This is a genomic window from Microbacterium horticulturae, assembly GCF_029094505.1.
Classification (GTDB): Bacteria; Actinomycetota; Actinomycetes; order Actinomycetales; family Microbacteriaceae; genus Microbacterium; species Microbacterium horticulturae.
On record NZ_CP119108.1, the window covers coordinates 2,115,050 to 2,133,966 of the forward strand.

The following is an 18,917-nucleotide window of genomic DNA, read 5'->3' on the forward strand; positions in this document are numbered from 1 at the left end:
GCCGCGCGCCGCTGACGCGCCCAGTACTCTGGGAGGGACCCCGCCCCTCACCATCAAGGAGAGCACTGTGCCCGCAGCCACTGCCAACATCGGAGTCATCGGACTCGCCGTCATGGGGTCCAACCTGGCCCGCAACCTCGCCTCACGCGAGGGCAACACTGTGGCCGTCTACAACCGCAGCCGCGCCAAGACCGACGAGCTGCTGGCCGCACACCCCGAGGCCGGCTTCGTCCCCTCGTTCACCTACGAGGAGTTCGCCGCGTCGCTGAGCGTGCCCCGCACCGCCGTCATCATGGTCAAGGCCGGCGCCGGCACCGATGCGGTCATCGACGAACTGCTGACCGTGTTCGAGCCGGGCGACATCATCGTCGACGGGGGCAACGCGCTGTTCACCGACACGATCCGCCGCGAGAAGGCCGTCCGCTCCACCGGCATCAACTTCGTGGGCATGGGCGTCTCTGGTGGCGAGGAGGGCGCGCTTCTCGGCCCGTCACTGATGCCCGGCGGCTCCGACGAGGCGTGGGTCACCCTCGGCCCCATCCTCACATCGATCGCCGCGGTCGCCGAAGGCGAGCCGTGCGTCACGCACGTCGGCCACGACGGGGCTGGCCACTTCGTCAAGATGGTGCACAACGGCATCGAGTACGCCGACATGCAGCTGATCGCCGAGGCGTACGACCTCATCCGCCGCGGTACCGGCAAGACGCCCGCCGAGATCGCCGATGTGTTCGCGCAGTGGAACGACGGCGAGCTGGATTCGTACCTCATCGAGATCACGGCGGAGGTGCTGCGGCAGCAGGATGCCGCGACCGGCACGCCGCTCGTCGACGTCATCGTCGACCAGGCCGGCGCCAAGGGCACCGGCGGCTGGACGGTGCAGACCGCCATCGACCTGGGCGTGCCGGTGTCCGGCATCGCCGAAGCCGTCTTCGCGCGGTCGTTGTCGAGCCACCCGGAGCAGCGCGCCGTGGCCTCCGATCTGCCCGGCCCCGCTGACGAGCTGCAGGTCGACGGCGTCGACGCGTTCATCGAGGACGTGCGCCTGGCGCTGTTCGCCTCGAAGATCGTCGCGTACTCACAGGGCTTCGACGAGATCCGTGCGGGCGCGGCCCAGTACGGGTGGAGCATCGACCTCGGCGCAGTGGCCAAGATCTGGCGCGGCGGCTGCATCATCCGCGCGCAGTTCCTCAACCGCATCTCCGATGCCTACGCCGAGCAGCCCGATCTGCAGGTGCTTCTGACCGCACCGTACTTCGTGTCCGCTCTCGAACGCGCGCAGGATGCCTGGCGCCGCATCGTCGCAACGGCCGCGGCCGCCGGCATCCCCTCCCCGGCGTTCTCCTCGTCGCTGGCCTACTACGACGGCCTGCGCGCGGACCGCCTGCCCGCGGCCCTCATCCAGGGTCAGCGCGACTTCTTCGGCGCGCACACGTACCGTCGCATCGACCGCGAGGGCACTTTCCACACGCTGTGGTCGGGCGACCGCTCCGAGGTCGCTGCGGAGGACACGCACTGAGCGCCACACGGGCGACGGCGGCGATGCGCGTCCAGCGCACCGCCGCCCGGCTCGTGCTCACCGCCCTCACGCTCGGATATCTCTGGGCGGTCGGGTGGATGACGCTGCGCGCACAGCCCTACGGCTCGGCCATCGCCACCGGCCTCGACCGACTGCTCCAATGGTTCGCCGAGCACTCGTCGACGGCGTGGATCACCTTCGATCGCGTCGAGTTCGGCGCGAACGTGGCGATGTTCGTCCCGCTGGGCATTCTCGCCGTGCTGTGGTTCGGTGTGCGCGGCTGGTGGACCGCCCCCGTGATCGGCGCTGTGGTCAGCACGGCCATCGAAGGCTCGCAGGCGATCCTGCTGAGTTCCCGGGTCGCGGACGTGCGCGACATCGTCGCCAACACGCTGGGAGCTGTGATCGGGATGCTGCTGATGCTGCTGTTGGCGTTCCTGCTCGCTCCGCGCAGATCCTGACGCAACGATCCTCCCTATCCGGGTACCGCGATTCACAGGAACGGCATAGTGTTTGCCATAGGTCCCTCACAGTCCGCCCAGGAGAATCGAGTCATGACCATGACAGCTTCGGGAACCTCGCTCCAGCGCGCCGACGGCTCTGCCCCGCGCATCCTCGTCGTCGATGATGAGCAGATGCTCACCGACCTGCTGTCGATGGCGCTGCGCATGGAGGGCTGGGACGTGCAGACGGCGGCCTCGGGGTTCGAAGCGCTGCAGGCGGCGCGCGACTTCGCGCCCGACGCCATGGTGCTCGACATCATGATGCCCGATCTCGATGGCATGAGCGTCCTGCAGCGTCTGCGGCACAGCGGCAACAACGTGCCGGTGCTGTTCCTCACCGCGAAGGACGCCGTCGGCGACCGCGTGGCCGGCTTGACGGCGGGCGGCGACGACTACGTCACCAAGCCGTTCAGCCTCGAAGAAGTCGTCGCGCGGCTGCGGGGACTCATGCGCCGTGCCGGCACCGCGCAGTCGGCCGAGGCCGAGCCCATCCTGCGCGTGGGTGATCTGTCGCTGAACGAAGACAGCCACGAGGTCGAGCGTTCCGGGCGCGAGATCGAGCTGACCGCCACCGAATTCGAGCTGTTGCGTTACCTCATGCGCAACCAGCGCCGCGTGGTCTCGAAGGCACAGATCCTCGACAGGGTCTGGAACTACGACTTCGGCGGCCGCTCCAGCGTCGTCGAACTCTACATCTCGTACCTTCGGAAGAAGATCGACCAGGGATACGAGCCGCTGATCCACACCGTGCGCGGCGTGGGTTACATGATCAAAGCCCCGCAGTGACGCAGACGGCGGTCGCGCCGCGGCGGCCCCGTCGGCATCTGAACTTGCAGACGCGGCTGATGGCCACGGTGATCGGCATCGTGGCCCTCATCCTCGCCGCTGTGGCGCTGGCCACCAGCGCGATCCTCGGCGGGATCCTGCAGCAGAACCTCGACAACAAGGTGCAGGAGGCCGTCAGCAGCCTGCGCATCCCCCGGCCCAGTCTCGCCGACGGTTCGGACGTCGCCTACTCCACCCTCGAGAACTCACCTCGTCGCCCGGGCTTCCTCCTCGTGGTCAGTGCGGCCGGCGATGTGCCGACCGGTGCCTATGTGACCGACGACGGCGAGGTGCAACAGCTCACCGCCCGGCAGGTCGAGCAGGTGGTCACCGCGCTGCAGCACTCCCGGATGGCGACGGTGTCCGTCGACGCGATCGGCACCTTCCGGATGCTCACCGGCGTCGCCGGCAACGCCTACGCGGTGGCCGGGGGTCTTCCGCTGACCGAGGTCAGCCAGACGATCGCGCAGATCCTCACGACGGTGGGACTTGTGACGCTCGGGGGTCTGCTGCTGCTGGCAGTGGCGATCGCCGTGGTCATCCGTCGCGGGCTGCATCCCCTGCGCACCGTCGCCGACACCGCGGCGCGGGTCGCCGCTCTGCCGATGTCCGAAGGCGAGGTCTCGATCGCCGAGCGCGTGCCCGTCGACGAGGCGGACGCCGGCACCGAGATCGGCCGTGTCGGCACGGCACTGAACACCCTCCTCGACCACGTCGGCTCGTCGTTGCAGGCGCGCCAGCGCAATGAGGAGCGCATGCGCAGCTTCGTCGCCGACGCCAGCCACGAGTTGCGCACTCCTCTCGCATCCATTCGCGGATATTCCGAGCTGTCGCTGCGCGACCCGGCCCTGGGCGAGACGACCCAGCAGTCGCTCGAGCGCATCCAGGCGCAATCGCTTCGGATGACGGCACTGGTCGAGGACCTGCTGCTGCTGGCCCGCCTCGACGAGGGGCAGGAGCTCGTCTTCGGCACCGTCGACCTCACGCGCCTCGCCGTCGAGGCCACCGGCGACGCCCAGGTTGCCGGTCGAGACCACGGCTGGATCGTCGACGTGCCCGAAGAGCCCGTCGTGGTCGCCGGCGACATGTCGCGCCTGCACCAGGTCATCGCGAACCTCCTGGCCAACGCCCGCACGCACACCCCCGCGGGGACGACCGTCACCACGCGCGTGCAGCGGGAGGGGCAGGATGCCGTGCTCAGTGTGCACGACGACGGCCCGGGCATCGACCCCGCCGTCGCCGGCGAACTGTTCGAGCGATTCGCCCGTGCCGACCGCTCGCGCGCACGCAAGACCGGCGGGACGGGCCTGGGGCTGTCGATCGCCAAGGCCATCGTCGATGCCCACCACGGCACCATCACGGTCGAGAGCGTCCCCGGCGACACGACGTTCGAGGTGCGCCTGCCCGCGCGGCCCGCCGACCCGGGCGCGCGGGGTCAGTAGCCGCTGAATGCGTCGGTCGTGATCGATCGCGCCTGCTGCAGCGTCGGCGCGAGGTCGGCCAGCAGAGCGGCCGGGCCCGACGCGTAGGCGTGACGCTCGCCGATGTCGGGCACCGCCCGTCGCAAGGTGTGCGCATCCAGTCGCGCGCCCTGAGCCCAGAACCAGTTCCCAGGCATGCCGGTCGGCTCGTCGCGGGTGAACACGATGACGCTCACCCCCGCCTGCTCGAGGTCGTCGCGGAAGGCCAGCTCCGCGGCATCCCTCGCCACGTACACCACGACGACGTCGCGGTGCTCGCCGATCTGCGTCAGATGCCGCAGGTGCGAGATGAACGGGGTCACGCCGATGCCCGCAGCGACCATGAGCAGGGGGGCGCGCGAGTGCCGGGGCAGCACGAAGTCGCCCCACACGCCGGTCACCGCCAGCGCTCGGCCCGGTTCGACAGCCGCCAGCGCCTTCTTGAAGCTCGACTGAGGCCCGCCGCCGTCACGGAAGGCTATGCGCACGGTGGGCAGATCTTCGGGCGCCGAGACGATGCTGAACTCGCGCCGCGTGCCGCGCGCGTCGGGATGCTTGTGCGGCACGTCGAGCTCGAGGAACTGCCCCGCGGCGAACGTGAAACCGCGGCTGGCCCGGAAGGTCAGTGCGCGCACGGTCGGCGTCAACTGCGCACGCCCCTCGAATACGAGGCGCACCGCGGCACGGACCGCGAACGCGAAGGCGATGAGATTGCCCACGAGGACCGCGCGCTCCTGGCCCAGCCCCACCGGGAACGTGCCGAACAGCGGCGCCCACCCGACGAGCACGCCGACGACCACCGCAACGATCATCTGCTGCCAGCGCCGAGGCGGGAGGGTCAGTGGCTCCGACAGCATGAACGCGCCCAAGAACAGCACGGGTGAGGCCCAGAGCTGCTGGACCACCAGCGTCCACACATCGACCGGCACGCCCTGTTGCGCGTACTGCTGGGCCACCGCCACGACGCCGACCGCGATCGCGACCACCCAGAACAGCACGATCACCCGCAGCTTCTCCGTGCGCCAGACCAGGACGACACCGAGGAGGAGCACGACCGGGCCGAACAGCGGCGAGCCCACCCACCACGACGAGTAGCCCAGCTCGGCGACGCCGCTCGTCGCGGAGATGAGCGTGAGCACGGTCGCGCCCACTGCCGCTGGGTTGAACACGTGCCGTCCGCGCCAGGCGAGGACGTACTTGGAGACGGATGCTGCGGCCCCCGCGATCGCGATTCCGGTAAGACCCAGCACCGTGACGCTCGGCCGCAGCACGAACAGGAGGATGCCGGCCGTGATCAGCGATGATTCGATACGCCACGGCAGCTTCAGCAGGCGCTGGGACGCGGCATCCACCACCGTGCAGACGACCAGCAGCACCGCCAGCGTCGCGAGGATCTCGTCCCAGGAGGGCCCCGCCAGCCCCGCCAGCGACAGCAGGAACGCGATCGCCGCCAGGGCGCCGACGCTCAGCAGCGCGAGGCGGTACATCGACACGCGTCCCAGCACCGCGAAGACGCGGTTCCACCACGCGTTCAGCGCCGCGATCATGCGACAGACGCCGCGCCGCGCCGGCGCACAGCCTTGAGCACCTCGACGGCGAGGAACACGACGATCGACAGCACGATCGGAAGCACCCACGACCAGATCGCCAGCGGCCGTGACCCGAACAGGTCGTTCATGAACGGCACGTATGTGTACACCAGCTGCAGGACGACGAGAGCGAGCGCCGACCACCACACGACCCGATTGCCGCGCACCGCGTCGACCGACAGACTCGACCGTGAGAGGAACCGGCAGTTGAACAGGTAGGCGAGCTGCCCGAGTGCGAGCATCGCCACGGCTTCGGTGCGCGCGTAATCGACGTCGACGCCGGTGGCCGCGACCGTGTAGAACACCGCGAGCGTGGCACCGCCGATGAGCACCGAGACGATCAGCACGAAGCCGAGCTCGCGCAGCGAGACGATCGACCCGCCCGGCTTTCGCGGTGGCCGTGACATGATCCCGCGCTCGGCCGGTTCGTACGCGAGCGCGAGCGACAGGGTCAGCGCCGTCACCATGTTCACCCACAGCACCTGCACCGGAGTCAGCGGCAGCACGAGCCCGAAGACTATAGCCACGAGGATCACCAGCGACTGCGCACCGTTGGTCGGCAGCAGGAACACGACCGACTTGCGCAGATTGTCGTAGATGCGCCGCCCCTCGCGGATCGCACTGCGGATCGTGGCGAAGTTGTCGTCGGCGAGGACGATCTCGGCGGCCTCCTTGGTCGCCTCGGTGCCCTTGATCCCCATCGCCACGCCCACGTCCGCCCGAGTGAGCGCGGGAGCGTCATTCACGCCATCACCCGTCATCGCCACGACCTCGCCGTGAGACTGCAGCGCCCGCACGATGCGGATCTTGTGCTCCGGGCTCGTGCGTGCATACACGTCGACGTCGCGCACGACCTCCTTGAGCTGTTCCTGCGACATCGCCTCGAGTTCGGTGCCGGTCAGCACCGGTGCGTCGGGGGTGTCCACCAGCTTCATCTCGAGGGCGATCGCCAGCGCCGTGCCGGCGTGGTCGCCGGTGATCATCTTCACGCGGATGCCGGCATGGTGGCAGTCGGCGATGGCCTCGACGGCCTCTGGACGCGGCGGATCGAGAATGCCCCACACACCGAGGAACTCGAGATCGTGCAGGTCGTCGAGCGTGACATCGAGCAGATCGGATGCCGCGGGCAGCCGCGCCGCCGCGAGGACGCGCAGTCCCTGACCGCTGAGATCGGCGATGACCTCCTCCCAATGCAGGACGTTCAAGGGCTCACGCCCGTGCGCGCCCCGCTGGGCGTGCGCACGGCGCAGGAGCCGGTCGGGCGCGCCCTTGACGAGGATCGCGCGAGACCCGTCGGCCGACTCGTTGAGGGTCGCCATGAGCTTGTGCGCGGAGTCGAACGGCACCACCGCGACCCGCTTGGTGCCCGCAGAGACCGCGCCGCCCTTCATGGCGACGGTCTTCAGCGCCCCTTCGGTGGGCTCCCCCACCAGCTTCCATTGGCCCGGCGCGTCGTCCGCGGCGACGATGTGCGCATCGTTGCAGAGGTTTGCGACGGCCAGCAGGGCAGCCAGATCTCCCCCATCGCCCCGGGCCGCGTCATCCCCCGCCCGGGTGATCTCGCCCTCCGGCGCGTAGCCGAGCCCGCTGACGTCGTACGAGGCGACCGGAGTGACGATGGAGCGCACGGTCATCTCGTTGCGGGTGAGCGTGCCGGTCTTGTCAGAGCACACCGTCGTCACCGAGCCGAGCGCCTCCACGGCCGGCAGCTTGCGGGTGATGGCCTTGCGACGGGCCATCTGCTGCACCCCGATCGCGAGGGTGATCGTGACCAGCGCGGGCAGGCCCTCGGGGATCGCCGCCACCGCGAAGCCGATCGTCGCCGAGATGAGGTCGCCGAATGGCATCTGATGCACGAACCGGCCGATCGCCAGCATGAGCGCAGCCATGCCGAGGATGATGAGGGTCAGCTTGCGTCCGAAGTCGTTGAGCTGCTTGGTCAGCGGCGTGTCGAGCGAGCCTGCCTCGCCCACGAGCGTCTGGATCGTGCCGATCTCGGTGCGCGTGCCGGTGCCGGTGACGATCCCGCGCCCCTGGCCGGCCGACACGATGGTGCCGGAGAACGCCATCGAGTGACGGTCGCCGATCCCCGCGTCGGCGGGCACCGGCTCGACGTCCTTCGACGCCGGTACCGACTCTCCGGTCAGCGCGGACTCGTCGATACGCAGCTGAGAGGTCTGGAACAGACGCACATCGGCGGGTACCCGGTCGCCCGGTGCGAGCCGGACGACGTCACCGGGAACCAACTCGGCCGCCGGAACCGTCTGCCAACCGCCGTCGCGCCGCGCCGAGGCATCCGCCGACAGCATCCCGCGGATGCCGGCCAGCGCCTTCTCTGCCCGCCCCTCCTGCACGTAGCCGATCACGGCGTTGATCACGGCGACCGCGACGATCACCCAGAAGTCGAGCCAGTCGGCCATGATCGCCTTGATCACGGCCGCGGCCAGCAGGATATAGATGAGCGTGTCGTTGAAGTGCAGAAGGAACCGCAGGATCGCCGGCTTGCGCTTGGGCTCGGGCAGCAGGTTCGGGCCCACGGCGTCCAGTCGCTCCCTCGCCTGCGCCGCGGTCAACCCGCCCATGTCGGCCTCGAGTGCTGCGGCGACCTCGTCGGCCGTCTGTGCGTACGGCCTGTCTTGCACTGCTGGCTCGACCATGCCGACCGCCCTTCGCTCAGTATGTGGTGGGCGTCACGCCTCGCCGTTGAACATGCTCGTCACGGATCCGTCGACGAACACCTCGTGGATCGCGCGCGCCAGAAGCGGCGCGATCGGAAGGATGGTCAGGCTCGGGAAGATTCTGTCGTCGGGCAGGGGGATCGTGTCGGTGACCACGACCTGGTCGATGACCTCGTTCTGCAGGCGTTCGACCGCGGGGTCGCTGAAGACGGGATGGGTGGCCGCGACGATGACGCGCTCGGCGCCGTTCGCCTTCAGTGCCTCGGCCGCCTTCAGGATCGTGCCCCCGGTGTCGATCATGTCGTCGACGAGCAGGCACACCCGGCCGCGCACGCGGCCGACGATCTCGTTGACGGTCACCTGGTTGGCCACGTTCGGGTCGCGGCGCTTGTGGATGATGGCCAGCGGCGCCCCGAGCGAGTCCGACCACTGATCGGCCACCCGCACGCGCCCGGTGTCGGGCGAGACGACCGTGAGCTTCTCCCGGTCGTCGTCACTCAGCGTGCGCTTGAAGTAGTCGAGCAGCACCGGCTTGGCGAAGAGGTGGTCGACGGGTCCGTCGAAGAAGCCCTGGATCTGCGCCGCGTGCAGGTCGACGCTCATGACCCGGTCGGCGCCGGCGGTCTTCAGCAGATCGGCGACCAGCCGCGCGCTGATCGGCTCGCGCCCACGGCCCTTCTTGTCCTGACGGGAGTAGGGGTAATAGGGCGCGACGACTGTGATGCGCTTCGCCGAAGCGCGCTTGGCCGCGTCGAGCATGATCAGCAGCTCCATGAGCCACTCGTTGACCGGCGGGCCGAACGACTGCACGAGGAACACGTCGCAGCCGCGCACCGAGACCTCGAAGCGGGTCAGGATCTCGCCGGAGGCGAACGTCCGGTATTCGGTGGGCACGATCTCCGTGCCCAATGCCGTGGCGACCTCGGTGGCCAGCGCCCTGTGCGAGCGCCCGGAGGCGACGACCAGGCGCTTCTTCGTCTTGGCGACCAGGCCCGGCGCTATGCCACGCTCGCGATCGAGATCAACCTTCTTGTCCTTGTGGCCCATCGCCCGCCTTCTGTGCGGACCGGGAGGCGACATCGGCCGCCGCCGTACCCGGTCGGTTCTTCTCGACCCACCCCTCGATGTTGCGCTGGGGTGCCACGCTGAGGGCCAGGGCACCGGCGGGCACATCCTTGCGGATCACGGCGCCCGCCCCGGTCTTCGCGCCATCTCCGATCCTAACGGGCGCGACGAAGACGTTGTGCGACCCGCTGTGCACCTCGTCCCCGATCTCGGTGCGGTGCTTGGTGAGGTCGTCGTAGTTCGCGGTGATGGCGCCGGCGCCGAGGTTCACGCCCCGCCCGATCGTCGTGTCGCCGATGTACGAAAGATGCGGCACCTTGCTGCCGGTGCCGATCGTCGAATTCTTGGTCTCCACGAACGTGCCGATCTTGCCACCGTCGCCCAGATACGTGCCAGGCCGCAGGTAGGCGAACGGCCCGACGTTCGCATCGGCACCGATGACCGCGAGCGTGGCATCGGCACGCCGTACGACGGCGCGCTCACCGACTTCGCAGTCGACCAGGCTCGTGTCGGGGCCCACGATCGCGCCCTCGCCGATGGTCGTCGCCCGCAGGATGTGCGTGTTCGGCAGGACGGTGACGTCTTGTGCCAGCGTCGCGGTGACGTCGATCCACGTCGTGGCGGGGTCGAGGATCGTGGCGCCTTCCAGCTGCCATCTGCGCACGGTCCGCGCGTTGAGCAGGCGGCCCACGTCCGACAGCTGGGCGCGGTCGTTCACGCCGAGCGTGACGGTGGCGTCGCCGACGACGGATGCCGCGACCCGGCCGCCGGCGCGACGCACGAGAGCGGGCACGTCGGTGAGGTACTTCTCGCCCTGCGCGTTGTCGGTGCCCACGGCGGGCAGGTGCTCGCGGAGAGTCGCCGCGCGGAACACGTACACGCCCGCATTTATCTCGGCGACCGCGCGCTCGGCGGCGGTGGCGTCCTTCTGCTCGACGATCCGTTCGACGTCGCCGGCGTCGTTGCGGATCACCCGCCCGTAGCCGTTCGGATCGTCGACGACGGCGGTCATCAGCGTGACGGCTGCCTGCGCGGAGCGGTGACCCGCCACGAACGAGCCCAGGGTCGCGGCATCGAGCAGCGGCACGTCGCCGGAGAGAACCAGCACGTCGCCGTCGAACCCGTCCAGCTGGGCGAGCGCGACCTCGACGGCGCGCCCCGTGCCGGGCACCTCGTCCTGATCGACGATGCGGGCATCGGGGGCGATCTCGCTCACTGCGGCGGCGACCTGCTCACGCTCGTGCCGGACGACCACGAGCACCTCCGCGGCGTCGAGCGCCTGCGCCGTGCCGAGCACGTGTCCGACAAGCGGCAGCCCCGAGATGCGATGCAGCACCTTGGGCAGCGACGACCGCATGCGCGTTCCCTGGCCCGCGGCGAGGATGACGATGGCGAGTTGTGTGTCGGTCATGCTCCGCCGCCAGGACTCGAACCTAGACCTCACAGCTCCAAAGGCTGTCGTGCTGCCATTACACCACGGCGGACCGCCGCTTCCGCGGCCACATCAAGTCTGCCATGACCCGGCGTGCGCACCGTGCGATCGGCGACGCGATCAAGCGGTGCGACCGGCGACGCGATCAGGCGACGCGCCGGGTCGCGGCATCCCTCGCAATAATGGACGGATGGCAACCGAGCATGACGAGGTCGACCGGATCGTCGAGGCGTGGAACACGCAGCGTCCCGATCTGGACTTCTCGCCCCTCGAGGTGCTCTCCCGCGTCGATCGGCTCTCGCGTCATCTTGATCACGCCCGGCGCGACGCGTTCCGCCGCAGCGAGCTCGAGCCCTGGGAATGGGATGTGCTCTCGGCGCTGCGCCGCGCCGGCGAGCCCTTTCAGCTCACGCCCAAACAGCTGCTGCAGCAGACGCTGGTCTCATCGGGGACGATGACCAACCGCATCGATCGGCTCGTCGGTCGCCGGCTCGTGCGCCGCGAGGCAGACCCGGCCGACGGACGCAGTGTGCTCGTCGTGCTCACCGGCGACGGCAAGACCCGGGTGGATGCCGCGATCACGCGCCTCGTCGATGCCGAGGCGGTTCTGCTGGCAGGGCTCACCCGCACCGACCGCGAGCGATTGGCGACGCTGTTGCGCAAGCTCAGTCTCGGCTTCGACCTGTGAACGAGCCCGTCGTCAATCGATGACCGGCGGCGGCGCGAGCCGGCTCGACGGCAGCCAGCCGACCTCATCGCCGCGGTCGAAGAAATGCCGGAAGGCATAGACGAGCGGATGCCACCGTCGTGGGTCGATCTCGCCGGTGCCTTCGGGCACGAGCGCCGGATCGGCGTGTACGCGCAGCACCTCGGCCTCGACCATGAAGTAGCTGCCGTCCAGCCCCGGAGTCAGCCGGCGCACCTCGGCCTCGAACTGCAGGGCGCATTCCTTGACACGCGGGGCGTCGACGAGGTCGGAGGGCTGCGGCGTCAGACGCGCCGCGGTGAACTTGTCATGCTCGTACGTGTAGCGCGCAGCCTTGTCGATCGGCACCGGATCACGCCCGGTCAGGTGCGAAAGCCGCACGAGCGCGGGCCACAACCGCGCCGACGGAAAGCTGATGGTGATGCCGGGCCGCTCGGCGATGTTGACCGCCGTCTGCCCCTCGGCCTCCAGCCCCAGGCACAGCATGTCGCCCAGCGCCCAGTGTGACGACGCCGCGGCCAGGTTCGGTGAGCCGTCGGCGTTGGTGGAGCAGATGAGGTAGGCCGGGGTTCCGACATACAGCACGTGCGGGTGCGCGATCACGTGCGTGGACGCAGCGGCCGCGGCATCCACCCCTCCTCCGGAAGGTGCGGCGGTGACTGCAGGCGCGTCGACGGTCATGCTGCGAAGGTATCAGCGCGATCGGCGCACCCGGCCGGGTATGACGGCGCGCGACCCCGTCACGCGCCTCGACCCGCGAGATCACGTCTGTGCACGCTTTTTCGCGCTGCAAGCGTGCAGAGACGTGATCTCGCGTATGCAGAACAGGCCCGAGAGAGCCACGACCTCGCGTGACGTCGCATGATGGAGTCATGGGCGAAGACGACCGCAAGCCTGCGCTTCAGAGCGTGGAGGTGCCGACGGGCGGGGATGCCGCGTGCTGGCTTCCGGCCCTGTGCGCAGACTGCGGCGCGATGATCGAGGGCCCGCCCGGCGCGGTCTGCTGGCGTTGCGGCGGCACCCGGCGCGAGGGCGACTGACCCTGGTTACAGTGGGCGGATGGCGGGCATCCGATACGAGTTCGAGACCACGCTCTTCCGCTGGGAGGCGCGACGCGAGTTGTGGGTGTTCGCACGCGTGCCGGCCGAGATCTCCGAAGAGATCCATGACATGCCGTTGCCACGCGGCGGGTTCGACTCGGTGAAGATCGTCGCCACGCTCGGTTCGTCGCGGTGGAGCACCTCCCTGTTCCCCGAATCCGACGGCACCTACGTCTTCGCGATCAAGCAGGCGATCCGCCGCAGTGAGGACGTCGAGCTGGGCGACACTATCCGGCTCGCGATCGAACCCGTCGTCTGAGCATCCGCGGCGAGCACCCGGCTGAGAGGGCGGTTCAGGCCGGTGCCCTAGCCTGGGAAGGTTATGGCACATCTTCTCGGGGCCGAGGCCCTGCACCTGGAGTATCCGACCCGGGTCGTCTTCGACTCCGTCAGTCTCGGCGTCGACGAGGGCGACCGCGTCGGCATCGTCGGGCGCAACGGCGACGGCAAATCGTCACTGCTGGGCATGCTCACCGGCCGGGTTGAGCCCGACAGCGGACGGGTCACGGTGCGCGGCGGCGTGCGCATCGGCGTGCTCGAGCAGCAGGACACCCTCGACGACGACGAGACCGTCGGCCACGCGATCGTGGGCGACGCCCCCGAGCACGAGTGGGCCGGCGACGCCCGGGTGCGCGACATCATCTCCGGACTCGTGTCGGATCTGCCGTGGGACGGACGGATCGGCACGCTGTCGGGCGGCCAGCGGCGCCGCGTGGCGCTCGCCGCGCTCCTGTCACAGGATCTCGACGTGATAGCGCTCGACGAGCCGACCAACCACCTCGACGTCGAGGGCATCGCATGGCTGGCCCGGCATATGAAGAACCGCTGGTCGGCGAACGCGGGGGCACTCCTGGTCGTCACGCACGACCGGTGGTTCCTCGACGAGGTCTGCACCGACACCTGGGAGGTGCACGACCGCATCGTCGAGCCCTTCGAGGGCGGCTACGCCGCGTACATCCTGCAGCGCGTGGAACGCGACCGCCAGGCGGCGGCGATCGAGGCGCGCCGGCAGAACCTCGCCCGACGCGAGCTGGCATGGCTGCGCCGCGGCGCGCCGGCCCGCACCTCGAAGCCCAAGTTCCGCATCGACGCGGCCAATGAACTGATCGCCGACGTGCCGCCGCTGCGCGACGCCGTGGCCCTGCAGTCCCTGGCCACCGCGCGCCTGGGCAAAGACGTGGTCGACCTGCTCGCAGCATCCGTCTCCTATCCCGATCCCGACACCGGCGACGCGCGCGAGGTGCTGCACGAGGTCGAATGGCGAATCGCGCCGGGCGAGCGTACCGGCATCCTGGGTGTCAACGGCGCCGGCAAGTCGACCCTGCTCGGGCTCGTCGACGGCAGCGTCTCCCCCACCGGAGGCCGGGTCAAACACGGCAAGACCGTGCAGGTGGCCGCCCTCTCGCAGCGCATGGACGAGCTCGACGAGCACCTGCACAAGCCGGTGCGGCTTGTGCTCGAGGGACTGCGCACGACCTACACGTTCGGCACCGGGTCGAAAGCCGCCGAGCTGACGCCCGGCCAGCTTCTCGAGCGCATGGGCTTCTCCAGCGTGCAGCTCTCGACCCCGGTGAAAGACCTCTCCGGCGGACAGAAGCGCCGCCTGCAGCTGCTGCTCGTTCTGCTCAGCCAGCCCAACGTGCTCATCCTCGACGAGCCGACCAACGATCTCGACACCGACATGCTCGCGGCGATGGAAGAGCTCTTGGACTCCTGGCCCGGCACGCTCCTGGTCGTCTCGCACGACCGGTACTTCCTCGAGCGGGTGACCGACCAGCAGTACGCCCTCCTCGATCACCGGCTGCGGCATCTGCCCGGCGGCGTCGACGAGTACCTGCGCCTGCGCGCGGATCAGCGGGCCCGGCCGACGTCGGCGGTGCGGGATGCCAGGGCGGCGGCATCCGCTCCCGGCCTGACGGGCGCCGACCGGCGTGCCGCCGAAAAGGAGGTCACCTCGATCGATCGACGTCTGCAGAAGCTGCAGAACGAGATCGCCGCGGTCGACGGAAGGCTCGCCGGAGCGCACGACGACTACGACGCTCTGATGGGCCTGCAGAAGGAGCGCAATGCGTTGACCGCTGAGAGCGCTCAGCTCGAAGAGCGCTGGCTGGAGCTGTCAGAGGAGCTCGAGGCGTGAATCGCCGCGCTGCCAAGGGTGCTTGACCGCCGCAGCGCACGGGTGGACCATGTGGATGAGGGGAGCCTCATCTAAGAAGGTTCATCATGCAATTCGCCGTATCGATGTTCCCACCACTGGCCCTCGGCTTCTTCGGGCTCGGGACCGGCTACCTGATCTACGGCCCGCAGGAGCTGTTCGGGTGGCCGCCCAGAGACGAGAGGGTCGACCGCGCCACCGGGGTGTGGGGCATCTGGTTGCCGGGATTCTGTCAGTTGGTGACCGGAGTGATCCTGTTCATCGGCCTGACCTGGTTCCAAGTGTTCAAAGACGCACCGCTGTACATGGCCGCTCTCGCGTTCTCCGCGTATGGCATCCACTGGTTCGCGATCGGGTACAACCGCTACCGCGGCAATGACCCGCGCCCGAACGCCGGCATGTGCGTCGCGTTCTTCATCATCTCCGTCACCGGTCTCGTGGTCTTCTTCGCGGCCGGTGACTGGCCGGTGGGGCTGCTGTTCCTCGGCCTGGCGCTCATCTATCTGTCGGACTTCTTCGCCGCGATCGGGCAGAAGTGGGGCGAACGGGCCCTCGGCTTCTGGCACATCGTCACAGGGCTGTGGCTGATGTACCTGATGGTCGCCGTCGCGTTCAACTTCTCCCTGGGCTGGTCGTTGGCCGTCTGAGAGAAGTCGGGACCTCCGTCGCCGCCGAGCCGCGCTCCCCTCGAGACGGCGGCGGCGGGAGGTCCCGCGCTCTACTTCAGCCCGTTGTCGGCCAGGAATGCCTTCGCGATGTCGGCCGCCGACTTCTTGTCGACCGTGTTCTGGACGTTCATGTCGACGAGCGCCTCGGGCGTGAGCTTGGCCTGGACGGCGTTGAGGATGTCCGACACGGTGCCTTCTGCCGCGGTCGTCACCACGGGTACGACGTTGGATGCGAGGATCATGCCCTTCGGATCCTTCAGCACGACGAGGTCGTCGGTGGAGATCCGCGGGTCCGAGGTGTACACGTCGGCGACGTTCACGGTGCCGGCGACGAGGTCTTCGACCGTGGTGTCACCGGTCGCCTTGAATCCGATGTCGATGCCGTAGGTGCTCTTCAGCCCCTTCGGACCGTAGGGGCGGTCGGCCAGCTCGGGGTTGCCGCCCAGGGTGAGCTTCTCGGTCACGTTCTTCAGATCGGCGATCGAACTCAGATGGTATTTGTCGGCGAATGCCTTGGTGACGGTGTACGAGTCCTGATCGGTCGCGGTGGCTTGGTCGAGCACCGTCAGGCCATCAGGCATGGCGTCCTTCAGGGCCGCATAGACATCGTCGGGCGTCGTGGCGGTCGCGGTCTTGTCGAGATACTGCAGGAGGTTGCCGGTGTACTCCGGGAACACCTGGATCTCGCCGTTCTCGAGAGCGGGCATGTAGGCGTCGCGCTGACCGACGTTGAACTTGCGCTCGACCGTCAGGCCGGCACCCTCGAGCGCCTGCGCGTACGTCTCGGCGATGATCTCGTTCGACGCGTACGACTGCGACCCGACGACGATCGTCGAGGCGTCGGCGCTCTTGTCGCCCGAGGGCTCGTCGAGGGGGTTGTTCGATGAGCAGCCGGCCAGGGCCAGGGCTGCACCCGCGAACACGGCTGCGAGGGCCAGGGTCTTGCGTGCACGGAGCATGTGCTTCTCCTTCTTCAGGGGGTTCGTGGTGTTCAGGTCGTCGCGACCGCCGGCCGCGCGCGGGTGGGATGCCGCGGGCCGCGGAACCCGCGGGGCACGCTGGCGCTCTGCAGAAGCGCGAACAGGCCGTCGAGCACGAGTGCGAGCACGGCGACGAGGATCGCGCCGCCGAGCACCATCTCCAGCTGCCGCAGCGGAATGCCGGCGATGATGTACTGGCCGAGGCCGCCGATGCCGACGTAGGCGGCGATCGTCACGGTCGCCACGACCTGCAGCACGGCCGACCGGATGCCGGCGACCAGCAGCGGCATCCCGAGCGGAACCTCGATGCGCCACAGCACCTGCCACTCGGTCATGCCCATGGCGCGTCCCGCGTCGATGACGGCGCGGTCTATCGCCTCGAAGCCCGAGTATGCGCCGGCGAGGATCGACGGGATGCCCAGGATCACGAATGTCACGACGGCCGCTTCGGGTTTGTGGATCACGCCCATCAGCAGCACGAGCAGGATGAACAGGCCGAACGACGGGATCGCGCGCGCGGCGCCCGAGATCGAGACGGCGGCGTCACGTCCGCGGCCGGTGTGGCCGATGAGCCAGCCGACCGGAACGGCGATCACGATCGCGACCGCGACCGAGACGACGGTGTAGAGGAGATGGATGCCCAGAGCCAGCGGAATCGGGTCGGTTCCGGAGAGATCGCCGCCGAAGATCCATCGAATGGCGTCGATGAGGAAGCTCATGCCACCGCCTCCCGCGCGACGACGGCGGCCGCGCGGCGGCGGCGCCGTCGCCGCGCCCAGGGCATGAGCAGCCGCCCCGCCAGGACGAGGATCAGATCGACGATCACCGCGATGACCACCACAGCGACGATGCCCGAGAAGACCTCGATGAGGATCCGCCGCTGCAGGCCGTTGGTGAACAGGTAGCCGAGGTTCGTGACCCCCACGAGGATGCCGACGGTGGCCAGCCCGATCGTGCTGGCGGCCATGACCCGCAGGCCCGCGAGGATGACCGGACCGGCCAGCGGAAAGTCGACGGCCCAGAACCGCCGGAACGGCCCGTAGCCCATGGCCACGGATGCGAGTCGCGCGTCGTCGTCGACCGAGCCGAGCCCGTCGGCGACCGAGCGGACCATGAGTGCGACGCCGTAGATCGTCAGGGCGACGATCAGGTTGACGTCGCTGATGTAGCTCGTCCCCAGGAACACCGGGAGCAGCGCGAGCAGCGCGAGCGACGGGATCGTGTAGAGCAGGCCCGTGATCACGAGGATCGGCCCGTGCAACAGGCGATAGCGCCAGGCGATCCAACCGAGCGGCACGGACACGATGAACGCGAGCAGGATCGGGATGACGCTCTGCTGGATGTGCACGAGCGACAGCTGGAGGATCAGCCCGATGTTGTCGGCGATCCAGCTCACCCGGGTGCTCCCTCTTCGATGAGCGTGCCCTGCGTGCGCCCCTGCGCATCGACGACGACCGCGCCACGCGGCGTGTGTTTGACGCGCAGCGCACGGGCTCCCCGATCGGCGCCGATGAAGCTCGAGACGAAGTCGGACGCCGGGTCTTCGATGATCTCGCTCGGCGTGCCGACCTGCGCGATCTGCGCTCCCACCTCGAGGATGACCACCTGGTCGCCCAGCAGGAAGGCCTCGTCGATGTCGTGCGTGACGAAGACGATGGTCTTGCCGATCTCATTCTGCAGACGGATCAGCTCCTGCTGCAGCTCAGCGCGCACGATGGGGTCGACGGCTCCGAACGGCTCGTCCATGAGCAGGATGTTGGGGTCGGCGGCGAGGCCGCGAGCGACGCCGACGCGCTGCTGCTGTCCACCGGAGAGCTGGCTGGGGTAGCGCCGCGCGAGCCCCTCGTCGAGGCCCACGGTGTGCATCAGCTCGCGCGCCCGGGCTCTGGCATCCCGCCTCTTCACTCCCTGCAGGACCGGCACCGTCGCGATGTTGTCTTCGACGGTCTCGTGCGGCAGCAGCCCTGCGTTCTGCATGACGTAGCCGATGCTGCGGCGAAGCCCGACGGCGGGCTTGCTGGCGATGTCGACGCCGTCGATCTCGATGACTCCCGCGGTCGGGTCGACCATGCGGTTGATCATGCGCAGCAGCGTCGTCTTGCCGCAGCCACTGGACCCGACGAAGACCGTGGTCTTGTGCGCGGGGATGGTCAGGTCGAAGTCCCGGACGGCACGGGTGCCGTCCGGGAACTGCTTGGTCACGCCCCGGAACTCGATCATGCGATGCCCCGCCGGCGGGC

General features: G+C 69.1%; 18 protein-coding genes and 1 tRNA gene. 9 read left to right on the forward strand and 10 right to left on the reverse strand.

What is annotated here, in order from left to right; all coding sequences use genetic code 11:
- Positions 1-112: 112 nt before the first annotated feature.
- The 4 genes from gndA to PU630_RS10245 all read left to right on the forward strand — a co-directional run bounded on the left by gndA (position 113) and on the right by PU630_RS10245 (position 4,286).
- Positions 113-1,516: an NADP-dependent phosphogluconate dehydrogenase gene (gene gndA, locus PU630_RS10230; RefSeq protein ID WP_275280075.1), complete on the forward strand. Its 1,404-nt coding sequence runs from the start codon at positions 113-115 to the stop codon at positions 1,514-1,516.
- Between the two features lie 23 nt (positions 1,517-1,539).
- The gene (locus PU630_RS10235) at positions 1,540-1,977 is read left to right on the forward strand and encodes a VanZ family protein (protein WP_275276971.1); all 438 of its coding nucleotides are present in this window, start codon (positions 1,540-1,542) and stop codon (positions 1,975-1,977) included.
- 99 nt (positions 1,978-2,076) lie between these two features.
- A complete protein-coding gene (locus PU630_RS10240; protein ID WP_275280076.1) occupies positions 2,077-2,805 on the forward strand; it encodes a response regulator transcription factor in 729 nt (242 codons plus the stop codon).
- Between the two features lie 59 nt (positions 2,806-2,864).
- Positions 2,865-4,286 carry a sensor histidine kinase gene (locus tag PU630_RS10245; protein ID WP_275276972.1) on the forward strand — a complete coding sequence of 474 codons (1,422 nt, stop codon included), beginning with the start codon at positions 2,865-2,867 and terminating at the stop codon, positions 4,284-4,286.
- On the opposite strand, the gene PU630_RS10250 is transcribed toward PU630_RS10245, so the two are convergent.
- The 5 genes from PU630_RS10250 to PU630_RS10270 form a co-directional block, all read right to left on the reverse strand.
- Positions 4,280-5,851: a ferredoxin--NADP reductase gene (locus PU630_RS10250; RefSeq protein WP_275276973.1), complete on the reverse strand. Its 1,572-nt coding sequence runs from the start codon at positions 5,849-5,851 to the stop codon at positions 4,280-4,282. The two genes, PU630_RS10245 and PU630_RS10250, sit on opposite strands and share 7 nt — an antisense overlap.
- Positions 5,848-8,550 (reverse strand): cation-translocating P-type ATPase, encoded by a 2,703-nt coding sequence (locus PU630_RS10255; RefSeq protein ID WP_275276974.1) that lies wholly within the window; start codon positions 8,548-8,550, stop codon positions 5,848-5,850. Before PU630_RS10255 ends, PU630_RS10250 begins: the two co-directional genes overlap by 4 nt.
- 33 nt (positions 8,551-8,583) lie before the next feature.
- Entirely contained in the window at positions 8,584-9,618 is a 1,035-nt protein-coding gene (locus tag PU630_RS10260) for a ribose-phosphate diphosphokinase (RefSeq protein WP_275276975.1), read from the reverse strand.
- Positions 9,593-11,047 carry a bifunctional UDP-N-acetylglucosamine diphosphorylase/glucosamine-1-phosphate N-acetyltransferase GlmU gene (gene glmU / locus PU630_RS10265; RefSeq protein ID WP_275276976.1) on the reverse strand — a complete coding sequence of 485 codons (1,455 nt, stop codon included), beginning with the start codon at positions 11,045-11,047 and terminating at the stop codon, positions 9,593-9,595. Before glmU ends, PU630_RS10260 begins: the two co-directional genes overlap by 26 nt.
- A 1-nt stretch (position 11,048) precedes the next feature.
- Positions 11,049-11,120, reverse strand: a tRNA-Gln gene (locus tag PU630_RS10270).
- 138 nt (positions 11,121-11,258) lie between these two features.
- On the opposite strand from PU630_RS10270, the gene PU630_RS10275 reads away from it, so the two are divergent.
- Positions 11,259-11,756, forward strand: a complete 498-nt coding sequence (locus tag PU630_RS10275; protein ID WP_275276977.1) for a MarR family winged helix-turn-helix transcriptional regulator — start codon at positions 11,259-11,261, stop codon at positions 11,754-11,756.
- Between the two features lie 12 nt (positions 11,757-11,768).
- On the opposite strand, the gene PU630_RS10280 is transcribed toward PU630_RS10275, so the two are convergent.
- Positions 11,769-12,455, reverse strand: coding sequence for a flavin reductase family protein (locus PU630_RS10280; protein WP_275276978.1), 687 nt, complete (start codon positions 12,453-12,455; stop codon positions 11,769-11,771).
- 191 nt (positions 12,456-12,646) lie between these two features.
- Between PU630_RS10280 and PU630_RS10285 the strand changes: the two genes are divergently transcribed.
- The 4 genes from PU630_RS10285 (at position 12,647) to PU630_RS10300 (ending at position 15,676) form a co-directional block, all read left to right on the forward strand.
- Positions 12,647-12,814, forward strand: coding sequence for a hypothetical protein (locus PU630_RS10285; RefSeq protein WP_275276979.1), 168 nt, complete (start codon positions 12,647-12,649; stop codon positions 12,812-12,814).
- A gap of 19 nt (positions 12,815-12,833) precedes the next feature.
- Entirely contained in the window at positions 12,834-13,133 is a 300-nt protein-coding gene (locus tag PU630_RS10290; protein WP_275276980.1) for a DUF1905 domain-containing protein, read from the forward strand.
- Between the two features lie 63 nt (positions 13,134-13,196).
- The gene (locus tag PU630_RS10295) at positions 13,197-15,011 is read left to right on the forward strand and encodes an ABC-F family ATP-binding cassette domain-containing protein (RefSeq protein WP_275276981.1); all 1,815 of its coding nucleotides are present in this window, start codon (positions 13,197-13,199) and stop codon (positions 15,009-15,011) included.
- An 86-nt stretch (positions 15,012-15,097) separates the two neighbouring features.
- Positions 15,098-15,676 (forward strand): hypothetical protein, encoded by a 579-nt coding sequence (locus PU630_RS10300; RefSeq protein WP_275276982.1) that lies wholly within the window; start codon positions 15,098-15,100, stop codon positions 15,674-15,676.
- Between the two features lie 71 nt (positions 15,677-15,747).
- Here the strand turns inward: PU630_RS10300 and PU630_RS10305 are convergent, their stop codons facing one another.
- The 4 genes from PU630_RS10305 to PU630_RS10320 are packed head-to-tail and all read right to left on the reverse strand — an operon-like array spanning position 15,748 to position 18,897.
- Complete coding sequence (locus tag PU630_RS10305) at positions 15,748-16,656, reverse strand: ABC transporter substrate-binding protein (protein ID WP_275276983.1); 909 nt, start codon at positions 16,654-16,656, stop codon at positions 15,748-15,750.
- Between the two features lie 32 nt (positions 16,657-16,688).
- The gene (locus tag PU630_RS10310) at positions 16,689-17,396 is read right to left on the reverse strand and encodes an ABC transporter permease (RefSeq protein ID WP_275276984.1); all 708 of its coding nucleotides are present in this window, start codon (positions 17,394-17,396) and stop codon (positions 16,689-16,691) included.
- Positions 17,393-18,073, reverse strand: coding sequence for an ABC transporter permease (locus PU630_RS10315; protein WP_275276985.1), 681 nt, complete (start codon positions 18,071-18,073; stop codon positions 17,393-17,395). Before PU630_RS10315 ends, PU630_RS10310 begins: the two co-directional genes overlap by 4 nt.
- The gene (locus PU630_RS10320) at positions 18,070-18,897 is read right to left on the reverse strand and encodes an ABC transporter ATP-binding protein (protein WP_275276986.1); all 828 of its coding nucleotides are present in this window, start codon (positions 18,895-18,897) and stop codon (positions 18,070-18,072) included. The genes PU630_RS10315 and PU630_RS10320 overlap by 4 nt, the downstream gene beginning before the upstream one ends.
- Positions 18,898-18,917 lie beyond the last annotated feature (20 nt).

Excerpts from the sequence above, each read along its gene's own strand:
- PU630_RS10240 (WP_275280076.1), top strand. The coding sequence starts at position 2,077 with ATGACAGCTTCGGGAACCTCGCTCCAGCGCGCCGACGGCTCTGCCCCG.
- PU630_RS10320 (WP_275276986.1), bottom strand. The coding sequence starts at position 18,897 with ATGATCGAGTTCCGGGGCGTGACCAAGCAGTTCCCGGACGGCACCCGT.
- PU630_RS10310 (WP_275276984.1), bottom strand. The coding sequence starts at position 17,396 with ATGAGCTTCCTCATCGACGCCATTCGATGGATCTTCGGCGGCGATCTC.
- PU630_RS10245 (WP_275276972.1), top strand. The coding sequence starts at position 2,865 with ATGGCCACGGTGATCGGCATCGTGGCCCTCATCCTCGCCGCTGTGGCG.
- PU630_RS10305 (WP_275276983.1), bottom strand. The coding sequence starts at position 16,656 with ATGCTCCGTGCACGCAAGACCCTGGCCCTCGCAGCCGTGTTCGCGGGT.
- PU630_RS10260 (WP_275276975.1), bottom strand. The coding sequence starts at position 9,618 with ATGGGCCACAAGGACAAGAAGGTTGATCTCGATCGCGAGCGTGGCATA.
- PU630_RS10295 (WP_275276981.1), top strand. The coding sequence starts at position 13,197 with ATGGCACATCTTCTCGGGGCCGAGGCCCTGCACCTGGAGTATCCGACC.
- glmU (WP_275276976.1), bottom strand. The coding sequence starts at position 11,047 with ATGACCGACACACAACTCGCCATCGTCATCCTCGCCGCGGGCCAGGGA.
- gndA (WP_275280075.1), top strand. The coding sequence starts at position 113 with ATGGGGTCCAACCTGGCCCGCAACCTCGCCTCACGCGAGGGCAACACT.
- PU630_RS10255 (WP_275276974.1), bottom strand. The coding sequence starts at position 8,550 with ATGGTCGAGCCAGCAGTGCAAGACAGGCCGTACGCACAGACGGCCGAC.
- PU630_RS10275 (WP_275276977.1), top strand. The coding sequence starts at position 11,259 with ATGGCAACCGAGCATGACGAGGTCGACCGGATCGTCGAGGCGTGGAAC.
- PU630_RS10235 (WP_275276971.1), top strand. The coding sequence starts at position 1,540 with ATGCGCGTCCAGCGCACCGCCGCCCGGCTCGTGCTCACCGCCCTCACG.
- PU630_RS10290 (WP_275276980.1), top strand. The coding sequence starts at position 12,834 with ATGGCGGGCATCCGATACGAGTTCGAGACCACGCTCTTCCGCTGGGAG.
- PU630_RS10285 (WP_275276979.1), top strand. The coding sequence starts at position 12,647 with ATGGGCGAAGACGACCGCAAGCCTGCGCTTCAGAGCGTGGAGGTGCCG.
- PU630_RS10300 (WP_275276982.1), top strand. The coding sequence starts at position 15,098 with ATGCAATTCGCCGTATCGATGTTCCCACCACTGGCCCTCGGCTTCTTC.
- PU630_RS10280 (WP_275276978.1), bottom strand. The coding sequence starts at position 12,455 with ATGACCGTCGACGCGCCTGCAGTCACCGCCGCACCTTCCGGAGGAGGG.
- PU630_RS10250 (WP_275276973.1), bottom strand. The coding sequence starts at position 5,851 with ATGATCGCGGCGCTGAACGCGTGGTGGAACCGCGTCTTCGCGGTGCTG.